18 protein-coding genes are annotated in these 18076 nt (G+C 65.9%); 11 read left to right on the plus strand and 7 right to left on the minus strand.

Translation table 11 applies throughout. The features are described 5' to 3' along the window. Positions 1-50 precede the first annotated feature (50 nt). Together NATPE_RS13100 and NATPE_RS13105 are read left to right on the plus strand one after the other, a co-directional pair. On the plus strand, positions 51-665 hold the full coding sequence (locus NATPE_RS13100) for a DUF7322 domain-containing protein (protein ID WP_006181963.1): 615 nt from the start codon (positions 51-53) through the stop codon (positions 663-665). Beyond that, positions 662-1120: a DUF7346 family protein gene (locus NATPE_RS13105; protein ID WP_006181964.1), complete on the plus strand. Its 459-nt coding sequence runs from the start codon at positions 662-664 to the stop codon at positions 1118-1120. The genes NATPE_RS13100 and NATPE_RS13105 overlap by 4 nt, the downstream gene beginning before the upstream one ends. A gap of 18 nt (positions 1121-1138) precedes the next feature. Here the strand turns inward: NATPE_RS13105 and rad50 are convergent, their stop codons facing one another. Beyond that, positions 1139-3826, minus strand: coding sequence for a DNA double-strand break repair ATPase Rad50 (gene rad50, locus NATPE_RS13110; RefSeq protein ID WP_006181965.1), 2688 nt, complete (start codon positions 3824-3826; stop codon positions 1139-1141). Further along, positions 3823-5196: a DNA double-strand break repair protein Mre11 gene (gene mre11 / locus NATPE_RS13115; protein ID WP_006181966.1), complete on the minus strand. Its 1374-nt coding sequence runs from the start codon at positions 5194-5196 to the stop codon at positions 3823-3825. The genes rad50 and mre11 overlap by 4 nt, the downstream gene beginning before the upstream one ends. 494 nt (positions 5197-5690) lie before the next feature. Between mre11 and NATPE_RS22320 the strand changes: the two genes are divergently transcribed. Further along, on the plus strand, positions 5691-6110 hold the full coding sequence (locus tag NATPE_RS22320) for a hypothetical protein (RefSeq protein WP_152422586.1): 420 nt from the start codon (positions 5691-5693) through the stop codon (positions 6108-6110). Positions 6111-6153: 43 nt separating this feature from the next. On the opposite strand, the gene NATPE_RS13125 is transcribed toward NATPE_RS22320, so the two are convergent. Beyond that, entirely contained in the window at positions 6154-6423 is a 270-nt protein-coding gene (locus tag NATPE_RS13125) for a MarR family transcriptional regulator (protein WP_006181968.1), read from the minus strand. A gap of 125 nt (positions 6424-6548) precedes the next feature. Here NATPE_RS13125 and pan1 point away from each other — a divergent pair, with 125 nt between their 5' ends. Then, positions 6549-7766, plus strand: a complete 1218-nt coding sequence (gene pan1 / locus NATPE_RS13130) for a proteasome-activating nucleotidase Pan1 (protein WP_006181969.1) — start codon at positions 6549-6551, stop codon at positions 7764-7766. A 285-nt stretch (positions 7767-8051) separates the two neighbouring features. Here the strand turns inward: pan1 and NATPE_RS13135 are convergent, their stop codons facing one another. Continuing rightward, positions 8052-9116, minus strand: a complete 1065-nt coding sequence (locus NATPE_RS13135) for a polyprenyl synthetase family protein (RefSeq protein ID WP_006181970.1) — start codon at positions 9114-9116, stop codon at positions 8052-8054. 138 nt (positions 9117-9254) lie between these two features. Here NATPE_RS13135 and NATPE_RS13140 point away from each other — a divergent pair, with 138 nt between their 5' ends. Continuing rightward, positions 9255-10565 carry a M20/M25/M40 family metallo-hydrolase gene (locus NATPE_RS13140; protein WP_006181971.1) on the plus strand — a complete coding sequence of 437 codons (1311 nt, stop codon included), beginning with the start codon at positions 9255-9257 and terminating at the stop codon, positions 10563-10565. Positions 10566-10642: 77 nt separating this feature from the next. Further along, positions 10643-11446: an NAD(+)/NADH kinase gene (locus NATPE_RS13145; RefSeq protein WP_006181972.1), complete on the plus strand. Its 804-nt coding sequence runs from the start codon at positions 10643-10645 to the stop codon at positions 11444-11446. Between the two features lie 49 nt (positions 11447-11495). On the opposite strand, the gene NATPE_RS13150 is transcribed toward NATPE_RS13145, so the two are convergent. Together NATPE_RS13150 and nth are read right to left on the minus strand one after the other, a co-directional pair. After that, a complete protein-coding gene (locus tag NATPE_RS13150; RefSeq protein ID WP_006181973.1) occupies positions 11496-11756 on the minus strand; it encodes a hypothetical protein in 261 nt (86 codons plus the stop codon). Between the two features lie 99 nt (positions 11757-11855). Beyond that, positions 11856-12539 (minus strand): endonuclease III, encoded by a 684-nt coding sequence (gene nth / locus NATPE_RS13155; RefSeq protein ID WP_006181974.1) that lies wholly within the window; start codon positions 12537-12539, stop codon positions 11856-11858. A 91-nt stretch (positions 12540-12630) separates the two neighbouring features. On the opposite strand from nth, the gene mvaD reads away from it, so the two are divergent. The 3 genes from mvaD to NATPE_RS13170 all read left to right on the plus strand — a co-directional run bounded on the left by mvaD (position 12631) and on the right by NATPE_RS13170 (position 14661). After that, entirely contained in the window at positions 12631-13614 is a 984-nt protein-coding gene (mvaD, locus tag NATPE_RS13160; RefSeq protein ID WP_015299120.1) for a phosphomevalonate decarboxylase MvaD, read from the plus strand. Positions 13615-13779: 165 nt separating this feature from the next. Next, complete coding sequence (locus NATPE_RS13165) at positions 13780-14250, plus strand: Lrp/AsnC family transcriptional regulator (protein ID WP_006181976.1); 471 nt, start codon at positions 13780-13782, stop codon at positions 14248-14250. A 123-nt stretch (positions 14251-14373) separates the two neighbouring features. Then, complete coding sequence (locus NATPE_RS13170) at positions 14374-14661, plus strand: HalOD1 output domain-containing protein (RefSeq protein WP_006181977.1); 288 nt, start codon at positions 14374-14376, stop codon at positions 14659-14661. A gap of 67 nt (positions 14662-14728) precedes the next feature. On the opposite strand, the gene fen is transcribed toward NATPE_RS13170, so the two are convergent. Then, a complete protein-coding gene (gene fen, locus NATPE_RS13175) occupies positions 14729-15706 on the minus strand; it encodes a flap endonuclease-1 (protein WP_006181978.1) in 978 nt (325 codons plus the stop codon). 122 nt (positions 15707-15828) lie between these two features. Here fen and NATPE_RS13180 point away from each other — a divergent pair, with 122 nt between their 5' ends. Further along, positions 15829-17220: an outer membrane protein assembly factor BamB family protein gene (locus tag NATPE_RS13180; RefSeq protein WP_006181979.1), complete on the plus strand. Its 1392-nt coding sequence runs from the start codon at positions 15829-15831 to the stop codon at positions 17218-17220. After that, on the plus strand, positions 17210-18067 hold the full coding sequence (locus NATPE_RS13185; protein WP_006181980.1) for a hypothetical protein: 858 nt from the start codon (positions 17210-17212) through the stop codon (positions 18065-18067). Before NATPE_RS13180 ends, NATPE_RS13185 begins: the two co-directional genes overlap by 11 nt. The last annotated feature ends 9 nt before the right edge of the window (positions 18068-18076 follow it).

Here is an 18076-nt window from a genome sequence, read left to right on the forward strand (position 1 = left end):
CGTTGTACCGAGCCCGGTGCAACCGCAAGGCGGTCGGGGTTGCACCGTAAATGACGTACAACAGGCCGTATGAACCGGCCGCGAAGCGAACGCTTTTCCTTCCGCTGCCCGACGGTTCGCGTGTGGTCTTCGACCGGACCGAGAACGAACCCGAGGAGTGGGACCCCGAAGAGGAGTACTACGACCCCGACAGCGACGGGTTGACCATCCCACAGGTGTCGGGAGACGACGGTCCGGACGATCTCGATGACCTCTCGAGCGCGATCGAACCCCCCGAAGTGGAGATGGGGGAAACGGACGCATCCGCGGACCTCCTCCAGACCTTCTGGGCGCTCGTGTTGGTTCTCAACGCCGCCGTTCTGGCCGTCTCGCTTGGGTCCCTCATGCTGGTGTTCGAGGGAGGCTCGACACACGCGGTTGCACTGGTCGTCGCCGGCGTGGTACTGTTCGGGTTCGCCGTCCGGCGCTACCGGCGGTTTCGCGATGGGGCCGACGAACCCGACGAGGCCGATCCCGACCCGTCATCGGACTCCGACGGGGGAGAGTCTGGCGCTGCGGTGGAGGCCGACGGCCAGCCGGCCGAGACGGCATCCGACGACGCGGCCGAAACTACTTCAGGGTCGGTGACCCAACGCCAGTCACCGAACGGAAACGACCGCTCATGAACACAGTCGAGGACGATACCGGAAAGCGGTACCTGCTTCGCAAACGCTCCGAGGGCGCGAGCCTGGTCCGCGATCCCGAAACCGGCAACGAGTGTTACATCCGAAACGACCGCCTCGAGGCCGTCGATCAAACGGCCCTCGAGACGGCAGCACAAAGCGTCCCAGACCCGGTTCTTACCCTCCTGACGAACGTTCACGACGCGGAGACGCTTGGCCTCCTCATCGAACTCACCGAGCGGGGGCCGCTCGGGGTCCGGACCCTGCTCGACGCCTACGACTTCTGCGAGAGCGACCTGCACGGCCGCCTGACGGTCCTCTCGGCCGCCGGCCTGCTCGAGGAGACCGAGGTCGCGGGGGAACGCGGGTATCGAGTGACCGCAGACTGCGAGACGGCGCTCGAGACGATCCGACCGACCGTCGACTCGACGGCCGAGTCGGATGACGACACCGCCTGAGCGGGCGGTCCCGTTTCCTCAGTCCGACGCGAGCAGTTCCGACTCGGGCGGCTGGCCTCGCTCGAGTCGCGAGCGGTTCGACGTGGCGTCCTTTTCGACGCGGACGAGCGAGTCGGCCGCGCCGACGAGTTCCTCGTCGTGGCTGACGACGACGATCTGTTCGACGCCGAAGTCGTTGCGCATCGACTCGATCAGCGAGACCAGTTGCGTGACGTGGCCCGAATCGAGGAAGACCGTCGGCTCGTCTAAGATCAGCGGCGGCATCGGTGCCGATCCCTCGACGCCCTCCGCGAGCAGCCGGTAGATCGCACACCGCAGACTGAGGTTGAACAGCGCCCGCTCGCCGCCCGAGAGCTGTTCGGGTTCGAGGGCCTCGCCGTCCTTCTGATAGACCGTCAATCGATAGTCGCCGTCCAGATCGATCGCGGCGTAGGAATCGTTCTGATAGACCAGTTCGAACGTCTCGTTGAGCAATCGCTCTAACGTCTCGACGTTGCGCTGGCGCAGTTCCGCGCGCAACTCGCCGTAGGTGGTCTGGAGCGTCTCGGCCTCCTCGTACAGCGACTCGAGACGCTCACACCGTTCTTCGACGGTTTCGAGTTCCTCGCGTCGTTCCTCGAGTTCCGCGAGTTCGTTCTCGGCGGCACCGATCGCGTTCTGAATCTCGTCGCGCTGGGCCTCGAGTTCGTCGAGTTTCCCGTCGACCTTGTCGATGTACTGCTCGGCGTTGGCCTTGTCCTCGCGGGCGGTCTCGACGCGGTCCTCGTCGAACTCCGACTCGAGGTCGCGCTTGCGGTCGCGCTTTTCCGAGAGCGTCTCGCGGCGCTCGTCGTTCATCGTCTCCCAGTCGGCTCGCCGCTCGCGCAGGTTCTCGATCTCCGTCTCGAGAGCGGCCTGCTCGTCGGTGATCTCCGAGATTCGCTCGAGCGTCTCGAGCGTCTCTTTGATCTCCCCCCGCTCGGTGTTGATTTCGCCGAGTTCCGCCCGGGCATCGGCGACCTCGTCCTCGCGGTCTGTGGCTGCCGCCCGTTTCTCCTCGGCCTCGGCCTCGTACTCCTCGGCGTCGTCACGGAGCCGATCGCGCTGCTCGCGCCGGTCCGCGAGGCTCTCGCGTTTTTCCGCGAGCAGTTGTTCGATGTTGTCCCGGTTTTCCTCGAGCCGGTCGACCCGCCGCTCGGCGTCTCGCAGTTCCTCGGCGCGATCGATCCGCTCGTCTATCTCGTCGCGCTCGGTCTCGAGAGTCGCCCGCTCGGCTTCGAGGTCGGCGAGTTCCTCCCGGCGATCACCCAGGACATCCACGTGCGGTGAGTCCTCGACCGGCTGGCCGCACTCGGGACACTTCCCTTCCTCGAGCAGTCGTTCGCCATCCTCGATCGCGTTCTCGGCAGTCCTGATATCGGCGGTGACGTCGTTGATTCGCGACACCAGTTCGTCGCGCTCGGTCTCGAGGTCCTCGAGGTATGATTCGGCCGCGCCGAACTCGACCGGCGCGTCGTCGAACGTCGCCTGCGCGGATTCGATGTCGTCGTCGAGGTCGTCGAGTTTCGCCTCGCGATCCGCGATGGCTGCCTCGTCGGCCTCGATCTGTTCCTCGAGGTCGTCGGCCTCCTTCCGGGCCGCTTCGGCGTTTTCCTCGAGGTCGTCGGCCTCCTCACGGAGCCGCTCGACCTCGTTGTTCCCCTCCGTGATCGTCACGCGAACGTCTTCGAGTTCGTCCCGGAGTTCCTCGTCGCGGTCCTCGAGGTCGTCGATGTGGTCCTGAACCACTGTTTCGTCGGGTTCGTCGACCTCGAGATCGACGGCCGCAACGAGGTCGGCGCGCTCGTCTGCGAGTTCCTCGCGTCGGTCTCGGATCTCGCTGATCTCGTCGCCGGCCTCGTCGCGCTTGCGCTCGGTGTCGCTGATCTTCGAGCGCAACTCCTCGATCTCCTCGTCGAGCGTTGCGATCTCCTCGCGGGTCTCCTCGTGACGTTCGAGGACGTCCACCGCGGCTTCCAGGGTTTCTTGGGCCTGCTCGCGCTGTGTCTCGTAGTGATCGATCTCCTCTGTGACGTCGTTCCGGTTGGACTCGAGGCTGTTCAACCGCTCGTGGAGGTCCTTCTTTTCTTTCTCCTGAACCTTTCGTCGGACGTTTTCGAGGATCTCCCGCTGGCCGTCGAGTACCGTTTTGACGCCGAGTCGGGCCTCGCTGGCCCGCTCGCGGTAGTCCTCGAGCGCGCCCAGTTGGAGGAGGTCGTCGATCATGTCCTGGCGGTCGCTCGGCGAGGCGTGGATGAGCTTGTTGACCTCGCCCTGGCGGACGTACGCGCAGTTGACGAACGCCTCGGCGTCCATCCGCAGGAGTTCCGTGACTTCGCGGCGGACGTCGCGGGCCCCCTCGATCGTCTCCATTGGCGTCTCGAGGACGCACTTGGTCGTAGTCGCGCGGTCGCCGCGCAGTTTGAGCCGGCGCTCAATGTGGTACTCGTGGCCGTCGTGGGTGAACCAGAGTTCGACCTCGGCCTCCTCCTCGCCGGTCGTGATCACGTCGTCGAGGGTGCGGTCGTCCAAGGCCTTCGAGCCGTAGAGCGCGAAGAAGACCGCCTCGAGCAGCGTCGACTTCCCGCTGCCGTTGACGCCGTGGACGACGGTGACCCCGCGCTCGAGCGTCAGGTCGGCGTCGCCGTAACACTTGAAATTCAGCAGGCGAACGCGGTCGACCCTCACGCGAAATCACCCAGCGAGGCGGTGTCGGCGTCAGCGTCGGCGTCGTCGTCCGCTCGGGCGTCTCCCTCTCCGGACCCGTCGGCCGCATCGGCGACTGCACCGTCCTCGTCGGTGGCCGCCCCACCGTCGCCGTCGGCGGCCGTCGGCTCCGTCTCACCGTCGGCTCCGGCACCGCTCGAGTCGGCTTCCGCCGTCTCGAGTTCGTCGGCGACCGTCGTCACGTCGTCGTCGGCTGGCTCCCGGTCGGGCGCGGGCTCGAGCGCCGACGTGTCCTCCTCGAGGAGGTCCCGGACCCGGCGTTCGACGCGCTCGCGGACGTTCGCGTCGGCCAGGTCGTCGGTCCGGACGGTTTCGTCGATCTCGCGGGCGGCGTCGCTCAGGCCCAGTTCGCGCACCCGCTCGCGGACGGCGGCGTCGGGGTCGGCGAAGCTCACCGAGACATCCTCGTCCTCGTCGGGTAGCTCCCGGCGGTCGTTGACCCGGGCGACCAGCGCCCCGCGATCGATCGCGAGTTCCTCGATCGCAGCGGGGGTGATCGGCCGGCCCTCGCCCTCGACGGTGATGATAACGACCGCGTCCGCGAGGTCGTGCTGGCGGACCCGCTCCTGAACGCGGTCGACGCCCTCGCCTTCGGCCAGGTCCACGTCGACGAAGACGAACTCGCGGGTGTCGGTCAGCCCGCGGCGACTGATCGCGACCTCGTCGTCGAAATCCACGAGGTTGTAGCCCCGGTCCGCGCGCTCGCTGGCGCTCGCTCGCTCGGTCGACCCGCAGTAGGTGACCCAGGTGTCACGCACCTCGGCGGTATCCGGTTTGTGGTTGTCCCCCACTAGGAGGGCGTCGAAATCGACCGTCGACGCCGCGAGGACGGTGTCCGTATCCCAGTCCGCGTGCGCGAACGGTTCGAAGAGACCGTGGCTCACGAGGGTCGCATGGTCGGCCTCGGCGGGGACGGGATCGAACTCGTACTCGAGGTCCTCACGCCGGGACCGGGGGACGAAGTCGAGGCCGTAGACGGCGACGTCGTCGACGACGACCGGTTCGGCACCGAGTCGCGTCGCGAGGCCGAGATCGGCGAAGAGATCGAGCCACTGGGCGTCGCGTTTCGACTCGTGGTTGCCGACGACGGCCAGAAAGGGGATTTCGGCCGCCGAGAGTGTTCGGAGGATATCGACGGTGCCCTGCAGGTCGACGAGGCTCGGCCGGCGGTCGTGAAAGAGGTCGCCGGCGTGGATCACCGCATCGACGTCATCGGCGACGGCGTCCTCGACGACCGAGCGGAAGGCCTCGAGGAAGTCCCGTCGTCGCTCGGGCGAGTTGTACTGCTGGTACCCGATGTGGGTATCGCCCGTATGGATAACCCGCGTCATTGGCCAGTCGTTGGCGAGCCCGCCCTAAAGGGGTTCGGTGATCGAGGTGAAAGTAAACCGGCCGGTCCGAACGGCGGCGAGACCCGACAGACCGAGGGAAGCGTCGGAGCGATCGAGTCGACGCAGGGCCCGTCGGCAACGTGGCTACGTCCCGTTCCGCTCGAGGCGGACTACCCTGTTGACGTAACTAATATATAAATAAAAATTAAATTATTTGTATGGATTCTAACAAGTTGAAAACAAGCGTCCTGCTGTTGATCGGCGTAGGGCTGTTACTGAATCCGATCTATCTGGTCCCCGAAACTCTCGACGGATCGGAAACACGAGTCAGGTACGACATCGAGCGAGTTACCAACGAGTCGACCGCGAAAACGGTCATCCATCGATCCGATCAGACCCTCCAGTGTGGTGGTGACCCCGTCGAACGGGCGTGTACACTCGAGAGGAGAATACTGGAGCAGGGACCGATCGAGTCCGATCGACCCATGGGCCGATTGAACGTCTCGACGGAGCGGTATAAGCGGGCGTGGAGCAGATATACGCTCGTGTCGATTGACGACGGGTTCTACGTCCCCGACACACGGACCGAGGGGAACACGACGCGACTGTCGCTGCGCGAGGTCTCGCCCATGGACGCAGTCGAGCGGATCGCAGTTCCGAGCCGACGAATGCCCGTCGCGGTACGGGAAGCCGCCGAGACGGGATCAGTTACCGTCCTCGACCGGCGACTACCCGTATTCGAGCGGCATGATCCGGTCGTCCACGACGGCGACGTATACTATCGGACGGCGAGGGAAGTACAGCGTCCGCGAGAGCCGACCCAGCTCGTCGGTGTTCGTCTCCTCGCGTTTGTCGGGGGCGGAGTGTGCATCGCTATCGCTTGGAAGCGGCGGGGTCAGCGACGCTCTTCTTGAACGGACTCGGAGACGAGAACAGCGACGTCTACTCGAATGAGGGCTACGACTGAATGTCGAGGCTGTACAGCCGCTTGCGGGCGTCGGAGAACGAAAAGCGCGAGTCGATGACGTTCTCCTCATCGAGTCGGTTCAGGGCGTACCGAACCGTCCGCGAGGGCAACAGCGTCTCGTCGGCGAGCTGTTGCTGAGTCATCGTGTCGTTGTACTCGAGGACCTTCGCGACGAGTTTCGCACTCGGGGGCAGGTCTCGGACGTCATCCCACGTTCCACGCTCGTTGGTCTCCTGTCGAAGCGGCTCTGAAGCACTCATCTTACTCCTCCATTCCGAATACGGGGTAATAATATTTTCTATTCCTATTAATGTCCATCAGTTATACCTCGAGTTGAGTGCACCTACCCGAAGTCTCTTAAGAACCAACACCCAAAGGTCGGGTGATGAGCGACACCGTGGACGACGTCGACCTCCCATACGACGAGGACGAGGCGTCCCAACAGGAGAAAATCCAGGCGCTCGAGGAACGGCTGGAGATCCTCGAGGCGCAAAACGAGGAGATGCGCGACAAACTCCTCGACGCCAACGCCGAGAACAACAAGTACCAGCAGAAACTCGAGCGGCTCACACACGAGAACAAGAAGCTCAAGCAGTCCCCGCTGTTCGTCGCCACCGTGCAGGAAGTCACGGAGGAGGGCGTCATCATCAAACAGCACGGGAACAACCAGGAGGCCCTGACCGAGGTCACCGACGAGATGCGCGACGATCTCGAACCCGACGCCCGGGTCGCGGTCAACAACTCGCTGTCGATCGTCAAGCCCCTCTCGAACGAGACCGACGTCCGCGCCCGTGTGATGGAAGTCACCGAGAGCCCCGAGGTCAGCTATGAGGACATCGGCGGGCTCGAGGAGCAGATGCAGGAGGTCCGCGAGACCGTCGAGATGCCCCTCGAGAAGCCCGAGATGTTCGACGACGTGGGCATCGATCCGCCGAGCGGCGTTTTACTCTACGGGCCGCCGGGGACGGGGAAGACGATGCTCGCGAAGGCCGTCGCCAACCAGACCGACGCCACCTTCATCAAGATGGCCGGCTCGGAACTGGTCCACAAGTTCATCGGCGAGGGCGCGAAGCTGGTTCGAGACCTCTTCGACGTCGCCCGCGAACACGAACCCGCAGTTATCTTCATCGACGAGATCGACGCCATCGCGGCAAAGCGAACGGAGTCGAAGACCTCCGGCGACGCCGAGGTCCAGCGGACGATGATGCAACTACTCAGCGAGATGGACGGCTTCGAGGAGCGAGGCGAGATCCGGATCATCGCCGCGACCAACCGCTTCGACATGCTCGACCGCGCCATCCTCCGGCCCGGTCGGTTTGACCGCCTGATCGAGGTACCAAAGCCCAACGCCGAGGGTCGCGAGATCATCTTCGAGATCCACACCCGTGGGATGAACGTCGCCGACGACGTCGAATTCGCCGAACTGGCCGAAGAGGCCGACAACGCCTCCGGTGCCGACATCAAAGCCGTCTGTACCGAGGCCGGCATGTTCGCCATCCGCGACGACCGCACCGAGATCCGGATGGAGGACTTCCGCAACGCCTGGGACAAGGTTCAGGCCGAGTCCGACGAGACCGAGGACGTCTCGAAGACCTTCGCCTGAGACCGCGTCGGGAGGTCGACGCCGTTTCTCACACCGCTTTCGACGCAAACCGCGGTCGGTGCCGTAACTACTGGCTTCGTTGCAGAACGACGAGCGACTCGTTCGGTCGAGCCCCCTCGAGAGCGGACGGGACCACAAGACATATTCTGCCCAACGCCTACCCATCGGGTAGGACGGTGGACAGCGGGTAGGGGTACTCGCAGTTTCTGTCCACCGATTTATCACCGCTCTCGAGCGGCGTCAGTGCCGTTCGACGGCCGAAGCGACGCCCGTTTCGACCCGGCGTCACTCGTCGCGTTCGATGACGAACTCGGTGAATTCCTCGAGCTTGCGGGTCGTTTCGTCGTCGAAGCCGAGACCGTCGATCTCGGCACGGGCCTGCGCCGCCAGTTCGAGGGCGCGATCGCGAGCGTACTCGATGCTGCCGGCGTCGGCGATGATCTCGAGGGCCTCACTGACGTCGTCGTCGGTGGTGTCGTCGGCCGCCAGAATCGTCTGGAGTCGGTCGGCGCGTTCGGGATCGCTCGCTTCGATCGCGTGAATGACCATGAGCGTCTTCTTGCCCTCGCGGATATCGTTGCCGAACGCCTTGCCGAAGTCGCCGGCCCGCCCCAGCGAGTTCTCGACGTCCAAGATGTCGTCGCCGATCTGGAAGGCGACCGCGGTCAGTTCCGCGTACTTCGCGACCGCCGCCTCGACTTCGGAGGGCTGGTCGGCGATGATCGCGGCCAGTCGCGCGACGATCCGCCCGAGACAGCCGGTCTTGCACGCGCACATCTCGAGGTATTCCTCGGTACCGATTCGGACCTCGCGCTCGTTGTGCCAGCAGATGTCCATGCCCTGCCCGAGATGCGTCCGGTTGAGTTCCTCCATGAGCATCTCGTAGGCGGCGAGTTGCCGGTCGGCCGGGAGGTCGGCCGGGTCGTTCGTGATGATCTTCAGCGGCAGGAAGTACATCGCGTTGCCGGCGTTGAGCGCGATGTCGCGGCCGTAGACGCGGTGGAGCGCTGGCTCTCCACGACGGATCGTGGCCCCGTCCTCGACATCGTCGACGATAATCGTCCCGTTGTGCAGGATCTCCGGAATGCAGGCGTAGGGGAGATACTCGGCGGGATCCTCCCCGAACCCCTCCATGAAGACGAGAAAGAGGACCGCCCGCCAGCGTTTGCCGCCACGGTCGAGCAGGTCCCACAACGGTGTCGCGAGGGCTTGCTGGATACCCTTGGGATCGTACGCGTAGGTCGGTGATCCGAAGTACGATTCGAGGTAGTCGGCGTCGATCTCACGTGGGACCAGTTCAGCGATGGCGTCGTCGATAGCCGGTCGCCAGTCGGCAAGCGTTTCCCGCATACGCGGTCCGAGAGGGAGCGGCGTAAAAAAGATTCGTAGTTCCGTGTGACTGAACTGTCATCAACCCCGGGACAGTTCCAACGGCGGACCGGCGCCGCGAGCGGAACCGTTACCCGGGCTTACCGTGATAGCTCGGACATGTCCGAGTGGATCGGCAACGTCTTCGAGAGCGACGTCGGTTGGGACCACCTCGAGGCCCTGGTCGACGTGGGGAACCGCATGGCAGGCAGCGAGGGCGAACGCGAGGCCGCCGAACTGACCCGGGACGCGCTGGCCGACGCCGGCGCGCGAAACGCCCGCCTCGAGCCGTTCGAGATACAGGGCTGGGAACGGGCAGACAGCGGGATCGAAGCCGGCGAGACGAGCCAAGACTGTATCGCACTGCCGCGCAGCCCTGCGGACCGGGTCGACGCACCGCTGGTCGATCTCGGCTACGGGCTGCCCGCCGACTTCGAGGAGACCGACCTCGAGGGAACGATCGTCATGGTCCGCAGCGACGTGCCGGACTACTACGACCGGTATCTCCACCGCCGTGAGAAGTACTTCCACGCGATCGAGAACGGCGCGGTCGGGTTCGTCTACCGCAACCACGTCGAGGGCTGTCTGCCGCCGACCGGCAGCGTCGGCTGGACGGACCAGCCGATCGGGCCGATCCCGGCCGTCGGCGTCTCGAGCGAGGTCGGCGCGCGTCTGGCGCGCCGGTTCGACGGCGACGAGATCACGCTGTCGGTCGACGCCGATATCCACGCCGCTGAGAGTCAGAACGTCCATGCAGAACTCGGGCCCGACACCGACGAGCGCGTCCTCGTGACCAGCCACGTCGACGCCCACGACATCGCTGAGGGGGCGATGGACAACGGGGCCGGCACCGCGATGGTCGTCGAACTCGCGAACGCGCTCGCGGCCCGTGAAGCCGACCTCGAGACCCGCATCGAGTTCGTCGCGTTCGGCGCGGAGGAAGTCGGACTGACCGGCTCCGAACGGTTCGCCGCGGCGGCCGATCCCGAACGCATCAAAGCGGTCGTCAACAACGACGGCGTCGTCCGCGATCGGACGCTGTCGATCGTCACCCACGGGTTCGGCGGCCTCCAAGCGGCCGCCAACGAGGTCGCGGACCGGTACGACCACCCGATCGAGACGGTCCCGACGCTTGGCCCCCACAGCGACCACTGGCCGTTCGTCGAGCGGGGCGTCCCCGGCTGTCACGTGAAAGCGAAGTCCGAGGGGCCGGGTCGGGGCTGGGGACATACCTTCGCCGACACCATCGAGAAACTCGAGCCCAGAACCCTGCGCGAACAGGCGATCCTGCTGACCGAGTACGTCGTCGAACTCGCCCGGGCGGACACGACCGTCGACCACCGGGATACCGACGCCATCGCCGCCGATCTCGAGTCACAGGGGCTGGCCGAGGGGATGAAGATCACCGGCGACTGGCCCTACGACGGGTAGCGACGCCGCCCCCCGTCCGGCCGCCGTCACACAACGACAACCGTACGCTTTTGAGCGGGCCGTGTGAATTGGCGGCCATGGATGCCGCGTGGAGTGCGGGCGACTCCCCCGTCGTCGGCGTCGTCGACCCCGAGGACGACGAGACCGAGCCCATCGAGGTCGACCGCCTCGAGGGGGCGGTCGCCGACGCCGGTGGGACGGTCGTCGACGGCGGGCTCGAGGGGGTTCTCGCGGCGACGCCGTCGCTGCTCGTGATCCCCGGCGAAGCGGGGCTGTCGGCACTCACCCGTGCCGGCGTCGACACGCCCGTCCTCCCGGTCGGTCCGGTTTGCGGAATCGAGTCGGTCGACCGAGAGCGGCTGTCCGACGCGGTTCGGCAGGTACTTCGGGGGGCGGCGACCCGCCAGGACCGACCGGTTCTCGAGGCCGCACTCGAATCGCGTTCCGGCGAGAGCGATCCGATCGCTCGAGAGCGCGCACTGTTCGATGTCACCCTGATCACCGACGAGCCGGCCCGCATCTCGGAGTACGGCGTTTACAGCCGTGGGTCGTCCGTTGCGACGTTTCGGGCCGACGGCGTCGTCGTGGCCACGCCGGCCGGCACCCACGGGTACGCCAGCGCCGTCGACGCACCGCAGCTATCGGCGGCCGTCGACGCCGTCGCGGTCGCCCCCATCGGTCCGTTCGTGACCCAGACGCGACAGTGGGTCCTGCCGAACGACGGGCTGGACGTTACGGTCGAGCGCGAGGAAAGCGACGTGACGCTCGTTGCCGACGGCGACGCCGTCGGCGCCGTCACTACCGACCGGCGAGTCACCGTCGCCGTTACCGACCGGCTATCGACGCTCTCGGTCCCGGAACGGCGTCTCGCGGACGACTGAAAGCGCGCGAAAAACGGCGTCGATCGCGGAGCGACGGACCGCACGGGAGCTACCCGTTGTACGGCTCCTCGTCGCGGTGGTTATCCGGGTTCTGGTTCTCGAGGGCGTCGTCCTCCCGGTCGACCGATCCCTCGTCGATGTCCTGCTCGCGCTCTCGTTCGGCCTCCCGCTCGCGGGCCTCTTTCTCCTCCTCAGTGAGCCCCTCTTCGTCGCGGGCCTCTTCGGGATCGGTCGCCTCGTGTTCGAGTTGGATGTCGCGCCCGTGTTCGTCCTTGCCGGTGTCGTCGCGTTCGTCGGATGTATCGGACATGGTGATCCCGTCCGGGGATACCCGCGGTCCGCGAAAAGGCGTTGGGCTTGCGACTGGCGGCCTGGGATGTTCCGCCGTTTCCGGCCCGTAGCGCACCGGTTACCAGGGATCGCCGGAGGCGAGATCGATCTCGCCGTCACCCTTCTCCGAGGGGCAGACGTCCGCCAGTACGCAGTCGCCGCAGTCTGGGTTTTGTGCCGTACAGACCGCCCGTCCGTGATCGATACAGAGGTGGGTAAACTCCTGCCAGCTCCCCTCGGGGACGATCTCGATCAGGTCCTCCTCGATGCGTTCGGGGTACTCCTCCTCGGTCAGCCCTAGCCGCCGCGAGAGCCGCTGGACGTGCGTGTCGACGACGATTCCCTCGACGATGTCGTGGCCGTGCTGGAGGACGACGTTGGCCGTCTTCCGACCCACTCCCGATAGCTCGGTCAGTTCGTCCATCGTGTCGGGCACCTCGCCGTCGTGGTCCTCGAGGATCGTCGCACAGGAGTCGCGGATGTACCCCGCCTTGCTGTTGTAGTAGGTGATCGAGTTCAGGTCCTCGGCGAGTTCGTCCTGATCGACGGTCGCGTAGTCTTCGGGGCCGTCGTACTTCTCGAAGAGGTGTTTCGTCTCCTTGTTGACCCGTTCGTCCGTACACTGGGCCGAGAGGATCACCGCGATCAGCAGCTCGAGGCGGTTCGAGTACCGCAACGAGATCGTCGAGTCGGGGTATTCGTCCTCGAGGCGGTCGACCACTACCTCGGCTTGGGCCTGCGTCGAGTCCCGTGGCGTTCCCATAAGGCGTGGTTAGCGTCGGCTCGTTTCAGCGTTCGGGTTCGGGTCGGCGGATGCCGTGAGCTTTAAGCGGCCTTCAGCCACCTATCAGGGTATGAAAGCCACGGCCATGGCCCACCCCATTCAGGGACTGGTCAAGTATCACGGGATGCGCGACGAGATCGAGCGGCTCCCCTATCACGACAGTATCAGCGTCTGTACGGCCCCCAGCCACACCCGCACGACCGTCGAGTTCTCGATGGATTACGACGAGGACACCTTCATCGTCGACGGCGAGGAACTCGAGGGGCGAGCGTACGAACGGGTCGAGGCCGTCGTCGAGAAGGCCCGCTCGAAGTCCGACGCCGCCCACACCGTCTACCCGGTCCGCCTCGAGAGCGAGAACAGCTTCCCGACGAACGTCGGGCTGGGGTCGTCCTCCTCGGGCTTTGCGGCCGCGGCGATGGCCCTGGCCGAGGCGGCCGAACTGGACGCCTCGAAGGGGGAGATTTCGACGATCGCCCGCGTCGGGTCGGCCTCGGCCGCGCGAGCAGTCACCGGCGCTTTCTCGCATCTCCGCACCGGGATGAACGACGAGGACTGTCGCTCCGAACGGGTCCCCTCGAACCTCCACGAGGATCTCAAGATCATCGTCGGCCTCGTTCCCTACCACAAGGATACCGACGACGCCCACCGCGAGGCCGCCGACAGCCACATGTTCCAGGCCCGCAACGCCCACATCCACGAACAGATCGCGAAGATGCGTGACTCCCTGCGCAACGACGACTTCGAGGGCGTGTTCGAACGCGCCGAACACGACTCGCTGTCGCTGGCCGCGACGACCATGACCGGTCCCTCGGGCTGGGTCTACTGGCAGCCGGCCACCCTCGCGATCTTCAACACAGTCCGTGAACTCCGCGAGGAGGAAGACATCCCCGTCTACTTCTCGACGGACACCGGAGCCAGCGTCTACGTCAACACCACGGAGGAACACGCCGACGAGGTCGAGGAAGCCGTCGCCGACTGCGGCGTCTCCACCACCGTCTGGGACGTCGGTGGCCCCGCACGGCTGCTCGAGGACGACGACCACCTGTTCTGAGGACCGGGCCGTAAGACGGCCCCCGACCGCTGCTGATCGGTGTCGTTTCGTCGGCTCGAGGGCGAGAGGGCCGTCGTACTGCCGTTCCGGATCCTCGTTTTCAGTAGGCTGTGCTGAATGAACCTTATATACCGTGTGGCCGAGTATGGGCGTAGTGACTCGCTGATGGCCGATCTCGACAGGGACGATATGGCGATTCTCCACGTACTGCAGGACGACGCCCGGAACGCAACCACCGAGTCGATCGGCGATCGAGTCGATCTCGCTTCGAGTACCGTCGCAGCACGGATCAACGACCTCGAGGAGCGAGGGATCATCACGGGCTATACGCCCGGGGTCGACTACGAGGCGGCCGGGTTCGAACACCGGATGCTGTTGGTCGGCACGATGCAGGGCGACGACGACGGGATCGTCGACGAGGTCGCCGACATCGAGAACGTCATCGGCGTCAGGCAGTTGCTGACCGACGAAGACGACCTCCACATCGAACTCGTGAGTCGATCGCAAGAACGCGCCGAGGAGATCGCCGACGATCTCAACGATCTCGGCGTCGAGGTCACGGAGACGAGCGTCGTCGTCGCGGCGAACGACCGGACGTTCAACCACCTCGGGAAGAAGTATACGACCGACGGCTGATTTCGTGGCAAGTTTTCCGAAGCGTATTCCGTCCTCGGCCGATTCGATGGGTGATTGAAGTCCCGCCGAAGAAATATACGATCGGAGATAGTTTTTAGGAGCCGACACCGATAGCGTGGGGTGATGTCCGACCCCCATTCGAAGATCACGGAGCGTCGCCCACCGAGCGAGACCGTCGTCAGGGCGGTCGCATCGGCTCTCGATACGACCCCGCTAGATCTCAGGCCGCCGCTGTACGAGCGGGTCGATCCCGAAGCCCTCGACTCGCTCGTCCGCTCCGGTTCGAGGGACCTTCGCGTCCGATTCCGATATCAGGGCCGGCCCGTCGTCGTAACGGGAGACGGGCGCGTCGAACTCCCGGCGGCGACCGAGAACGACTGCTCGAGCGAGGGGGCTACCGGGTGCGAGTGACTGCGTCTTAGACGAACCGACCAGTCAGTACGGGTCACTGTTCCGCCGATCGATCGGCTCCGCGATGCTACGTCCAGCGGTCCAGTCCCGTCTGCGTGACGCTCTCCTCGATGCGCTCGAAGCCGCGTTCGACCTCGCCGGCGTCGATGCCCCACTCTCCGGTGACGTACTCGCGTGCGGCCTCGAGATCCGGTTCGATCTCGGGGTCGAACCCGTAGTCGTCGGTTACGTCGGGATCGCGAAACAGCTGGCGGACCCGGTCGCCGTGTTCGACGTGATCGCCCCGCGCCTCGAGGACGCTCCAGAGATCGCCGTGTTCCGCGATCGCCGACAGCGCCGTCTTCGGACCGATCCCCGACACCCCGTCGTTGAAGTCGGTCCCGATGAGGATCGCCGCGTCGATCAACTGTTCGAGGGTCAGGTCGTGGCGCTTCAGCGTCGCCGCGAGGTCCATCAGTTCGGGGTCGCCCTTGCTGGTCAGCTGCCGCAAGGTAAGCGGCGCGCCGAAGAGTAAGGCGTCGTAGTCCTCGGAGCCGACGTAGTCGGCGTCGCCGTGTTTGACCATGTGGGCGGCCTGGGCCTCGCCTTCCGCCGGCGCTTCGACGATCGGCACGTCGAGCAGGCGCAGGAGTTCGCGGCTGGTCTCCTGAATCGTCGGCGTCAGCCGCTGGGTTCGGGACTCGAGTTGTGCGATAGCGACCGCGTCGCCCTCCTCGCGGGCGGTCTCGAGTTGTTCTTCGTAGCTGCGGCGCTGTTCGCGCCGGGACTCGATCTCGTCGTCTTTCAACTCGGAGGGGCCGCCGTCGAAGACCATCACCGGCGTGATGTCGTGTTCGAAGAACTTCGGCAGCCCCTGCACGATGCCGACGAGGTTAGCGACCTCGGTCCCGTCGGCGGTCGTGTACTTCGCGCTGTCGGTCCATTTGACCGTCGTCGTCAGATAGCGATAGAGCCAGTTGTGCGCGTCGACGGCGACGACACCCTCGATATCGTCGAAGGGGATCTCCTCGATCGCGGCGATCTCCCGGAGTGCAGCGTTTCCCATTGGCGGTAGTTGGGTCGACCGGGATTTGAATCGTTGGCTTCGGCCGCCTGCGGTACCGAGTCGATCAGCGTCGATACGAATCTTTATTCCGGTTACGAAATGAATATACACTAATTGATAACATGAATAACGCCTCGAGCCCTCGCCGTCGAGCAGTACTCGCCGGCGTCGGAACGCTACTCGGCGCGGGCGCGGGCTGTCTCGGCGCCGATCGGACGCCCGCCGCGAGCGAGGCCGACTGGCGAATGTACGGCCGCGATCCGGGCCGGACACGGTTCGTCCCGGACGCCACCCTGCCACGGGACGGCGTCGAGGTCGCTTGGTCGCGCTCGGTCAGTGCGTCCGGGTGGCTCCCGCCAGTCGTCGCGAACGGGACCGTCTACTGCCAGTCCGCCAACGGCCTGTTCGTCGTCGACGCGGAGACCGGCGACGGTGACGTCTCCAATACCTACGGTGGCTTCGGCCGGAGCGCCGGCCCGATGGCGTTCGCCTCGACGACGGTCTACCGGGACGGCGTGTTGCTCGTCCCCTACGGTGGCGTGATCGCCGGCTACGCCGCCGACCCTGACGGCTGGCCCGAGAGCGTCTCGGGACTCGGCGATGATCTGGCTCGCTGGTGGATCGACGATGAGGGGGTCGATGTGGCACCGCCCGGCGGATTCGGTGCGGATGCGACACTGTCCGGTACACCGGTCGTCGCGGACGGGACCGTCGTTAGCCTCCATCCGCAGGGAACCGTTTCGGCCGTCACCCCCGACGACGGCAGTGAGTGCTGGCGATACGCCCTCGCGGCCGCCAACCCCGACGACGAGTACTCGCTCGTTCCCATCGACCACGTCGTCGACACCACAACCGGGACCGTCGTCGTGAAAGGGCGCGTCCTGGGCGGACCGGTGCTTGTCGGACTCGACCTCGTGGACGGCACTCGCCAGTGGACCGTCGGCGAGGGACGGACGCTCGAGTGGCGGGTCGAGGCCGGCAACAGCATGACGGCACGCGGCGGGACGGTCTACACCGTCGGATGGACGGAATCGGACTCGGGACGGGCGGTTCGGATCCGCGAACTCGACGCGGCATCGGGGGATCGCGGCTGGACTCGCCCGCTCGACCGCGGCGCTCACGTCGGACTCGCCGTCGACGAGACGACCATCTATCACGTCGGCACGATCGAGGCGGACGAGGGATCGGACCCGATCGGCGTCGCAGCCGTCGACCGTGAGGACGGCGCCGTTCGGTGGACGGAAACCCTCGACGACGTGCCCGGCAGTACCCTGACCGAGGGGGACCCGCCGCCGACGGTCGCCGGGGATCTCCTGCTCGTCCCTGGCAGTGCGGGCCTCCACGCCCTCGCGACGGCGGACGGCGAACGGCTGTGGACGTTCACGGAAACAGTCGGGACCTCGGGCGGCGGCGAAATCGAACGCGCCGCCCTGACGCCGGCGATCGTCGCCGGCGACCGTATCGTTATTGGGACGACACTGATGCTCTACGGGCTCGGGGACGATGGCGACTGACGACTCCGATTCCGACACCGTAACCGAGGGCGAGACGAACTCGGAGCCACTCGTCTCGAACCTCGGGGCCGGTCCCGGTCTCAGGTCGATTCTCGCGACCGCGTTCGCCCTGCTCCGCGGGCGGCCATCGCTGGCCATCCCATTCGCCGTCGCCGGCGCGCTCGGAGCCACAAGCACGGTCGCCAGGCTCGAGTCGCCCTATCCAATCGGCCTCGCCCCGTTTCCCGAGGGCGGCCTGGTCCGGCTCTCGCTGCCGTTCGTCCCGCGGCTCGAGCCGACGGTCGAGATGAGCCCCGCGCTTCTCACCGGAATGAAACCCCGGTTTCTCGTCGCCTTCGTCGGTTGGCAGGTCGCGATAAGCGCCGCGACGGCGGTCGCGTTCGCCGGCTGCCTGTGGCTGGCGGACGCCGACACGGACGGGCTCACGCCGCCGCTCGATCGAGTCGCCTGGCTCGTCGCGTACGTCGTCGTCATCGATAGCGTCCTGTTCGGCGCGCTGTTCCTGTCGAGCCCGGCCAGTGCTGGCGTCGGACTCGCACTCGTGGCGCTGTTCACGCTCGCTCCGTTCCTCGTCTGGCTGTTCGTCGCTCCCGCAATCATCGTCGTCGGCGGGAAACGACCCATCGCGGCCGTGATCGAGAGCCTCGACTACGCGGTTGCGAGTCCCGGCACCATTCTAGCGATACTGGTCGGCCTCGGCTACGTCGGCTACGCACTAACCGGCGTTTCGCGGCTCGCGTCGTCGACGACCGCCGGAGCCACGCTGGCGACCGTCCTCAGCGCGACCGTCACGGGGACGGCCCACGCCGTCGCGGTCACCGCGCTGTATCGGATCCGACTGCAGTAGCCGCGCTAT

The sequence above is a fragment of the Natrinema pellirubrum DSM 15624 genome (genome assembly GCF_000230735.2).
GTDB classification, from domain to species: Archaea; Halobacteriota; Halobacteria; order Halobacteriales; family Natrialbaceae; genus Natrinema; species Natrinema pellirubrum.

What these genes read in the sequence shown, in the direction of transcription:
- NATPE_RS13150 (WP_006181973.1), bottom strand. Translation starts at nt 11,756, where the DNA reads ATGTCCGATACATCCGACGAACGCGACGACACCGGCAAGGACGAACAC.
- NATPE_RS13140 (WP_006181971.1), top strand. Translation starts at nt 9,255, where the DNA reads ATGTCCGAGTGGATCGGCAACGTCTTCGAGAGCGACGTCGGTTGGGAC.
- mre11 (WP_006181966.1), bottom strand. Translation starts at nt 5,196, where the DNA reads ATGACGCGGGTTATCCATACGGGCGATACCCACATCGGGTACCAGCAG.
- fen (WP_006181978.1), bottom strand. Translation starts at nt 15,706, where the DNA reads ATGGGAAACGCTGCACTCCGGGAGATCGCCGCGATCGAGGAGATCCCC.
- pan1 (WP_006181969.1), top strand. Translation starts at nt 6,549, where the DNA reads ATGAGCGACACCGTGGACGACGTCGACCTCCCATACGACGAGGACGAG.
- NATPE_RS13185 (WP_006181980.1), top strand. Translation starts at nt 17,210, where the DNA reads ATGGCGACTGACGACTCCGATTCCGACACCGTAACCGAGGGCGAGACG.
- mvaD (WP_015299120.1), top strand. Translation starts at nt 12,631, where the DNA reads ATGAAAGCCACGGCCATGGCCCACCCCATTCAGGGACTGGTCAAGTAT.
- NATPE_RS13105 (WP_006181964.1), top strand. Translation starts at nt 662, where the DNA reads ATGAACACAGTCGAGGACGATACCGGAAAGCGGTACCTGCTTCGCAAA.
- nth (WP_006181974.1), bottom strand. Translation starts at nt 12,539, where the DNA reads ATGGGAACGCCACGGGACTCGACGCAGGCCCAAGCCGAGGTAGTGGTC.
- NATPE_RS13100 (WP_006181963.1), top strand. Translation starts at nt 51, where the DNA reads ATGACGTACAACAGGCCGTATGAACCGGCCGCGAAGCGAACGCTTTTC.
- NATPE_RS13170 (WP_006181977.1), top strand. Translation starts at nt 14,374, where the DNA reads ATGTCCGACCCCCATTCGAAGATCACGGAGCGTCGCCCACCGAGCGAG.
- NATPE_RS13125 (WP_006181968.1), bottom strand. Translation starts at nt 6,423, where the DNA reads ATGAGTGCTTCAGAGCCGCTTCGACAGGAGACCAACGAGCGTGGAACG.
- NATPE_RS13165 (WP_006181976.1), top strand. Translation starts at nt 13,780, where the DNA reads ATGGCCGATCTCGACAGGGACGATATGGCGATTCTCCACGTACTGCAG.
- NATPE_RS13145 (WP_006181972.1), top strand. Translation starts at nt 10,643, where the DNA reads ATGGATGCCGCGTGGAGTGCGGGCGACTCCCCCGTCGTCGGCGTCGTC.
- NATPE_RS13135 (WP_006181970.1), bottom strand. Translation starts at nt 9,116, where the DNA reads ATGCGGGAAACGCTTGCCGACTGGCGACCGGCTATCGACGACGCCATC.
- NATPE_RS13180 (WP_006181979.1), top strand. Translation starts at nt 15,829, where the DNA reads ATGAATAACGCCTCGAGCCCTCGCCGTCGAGCAGTACTCGCCGGCGTC.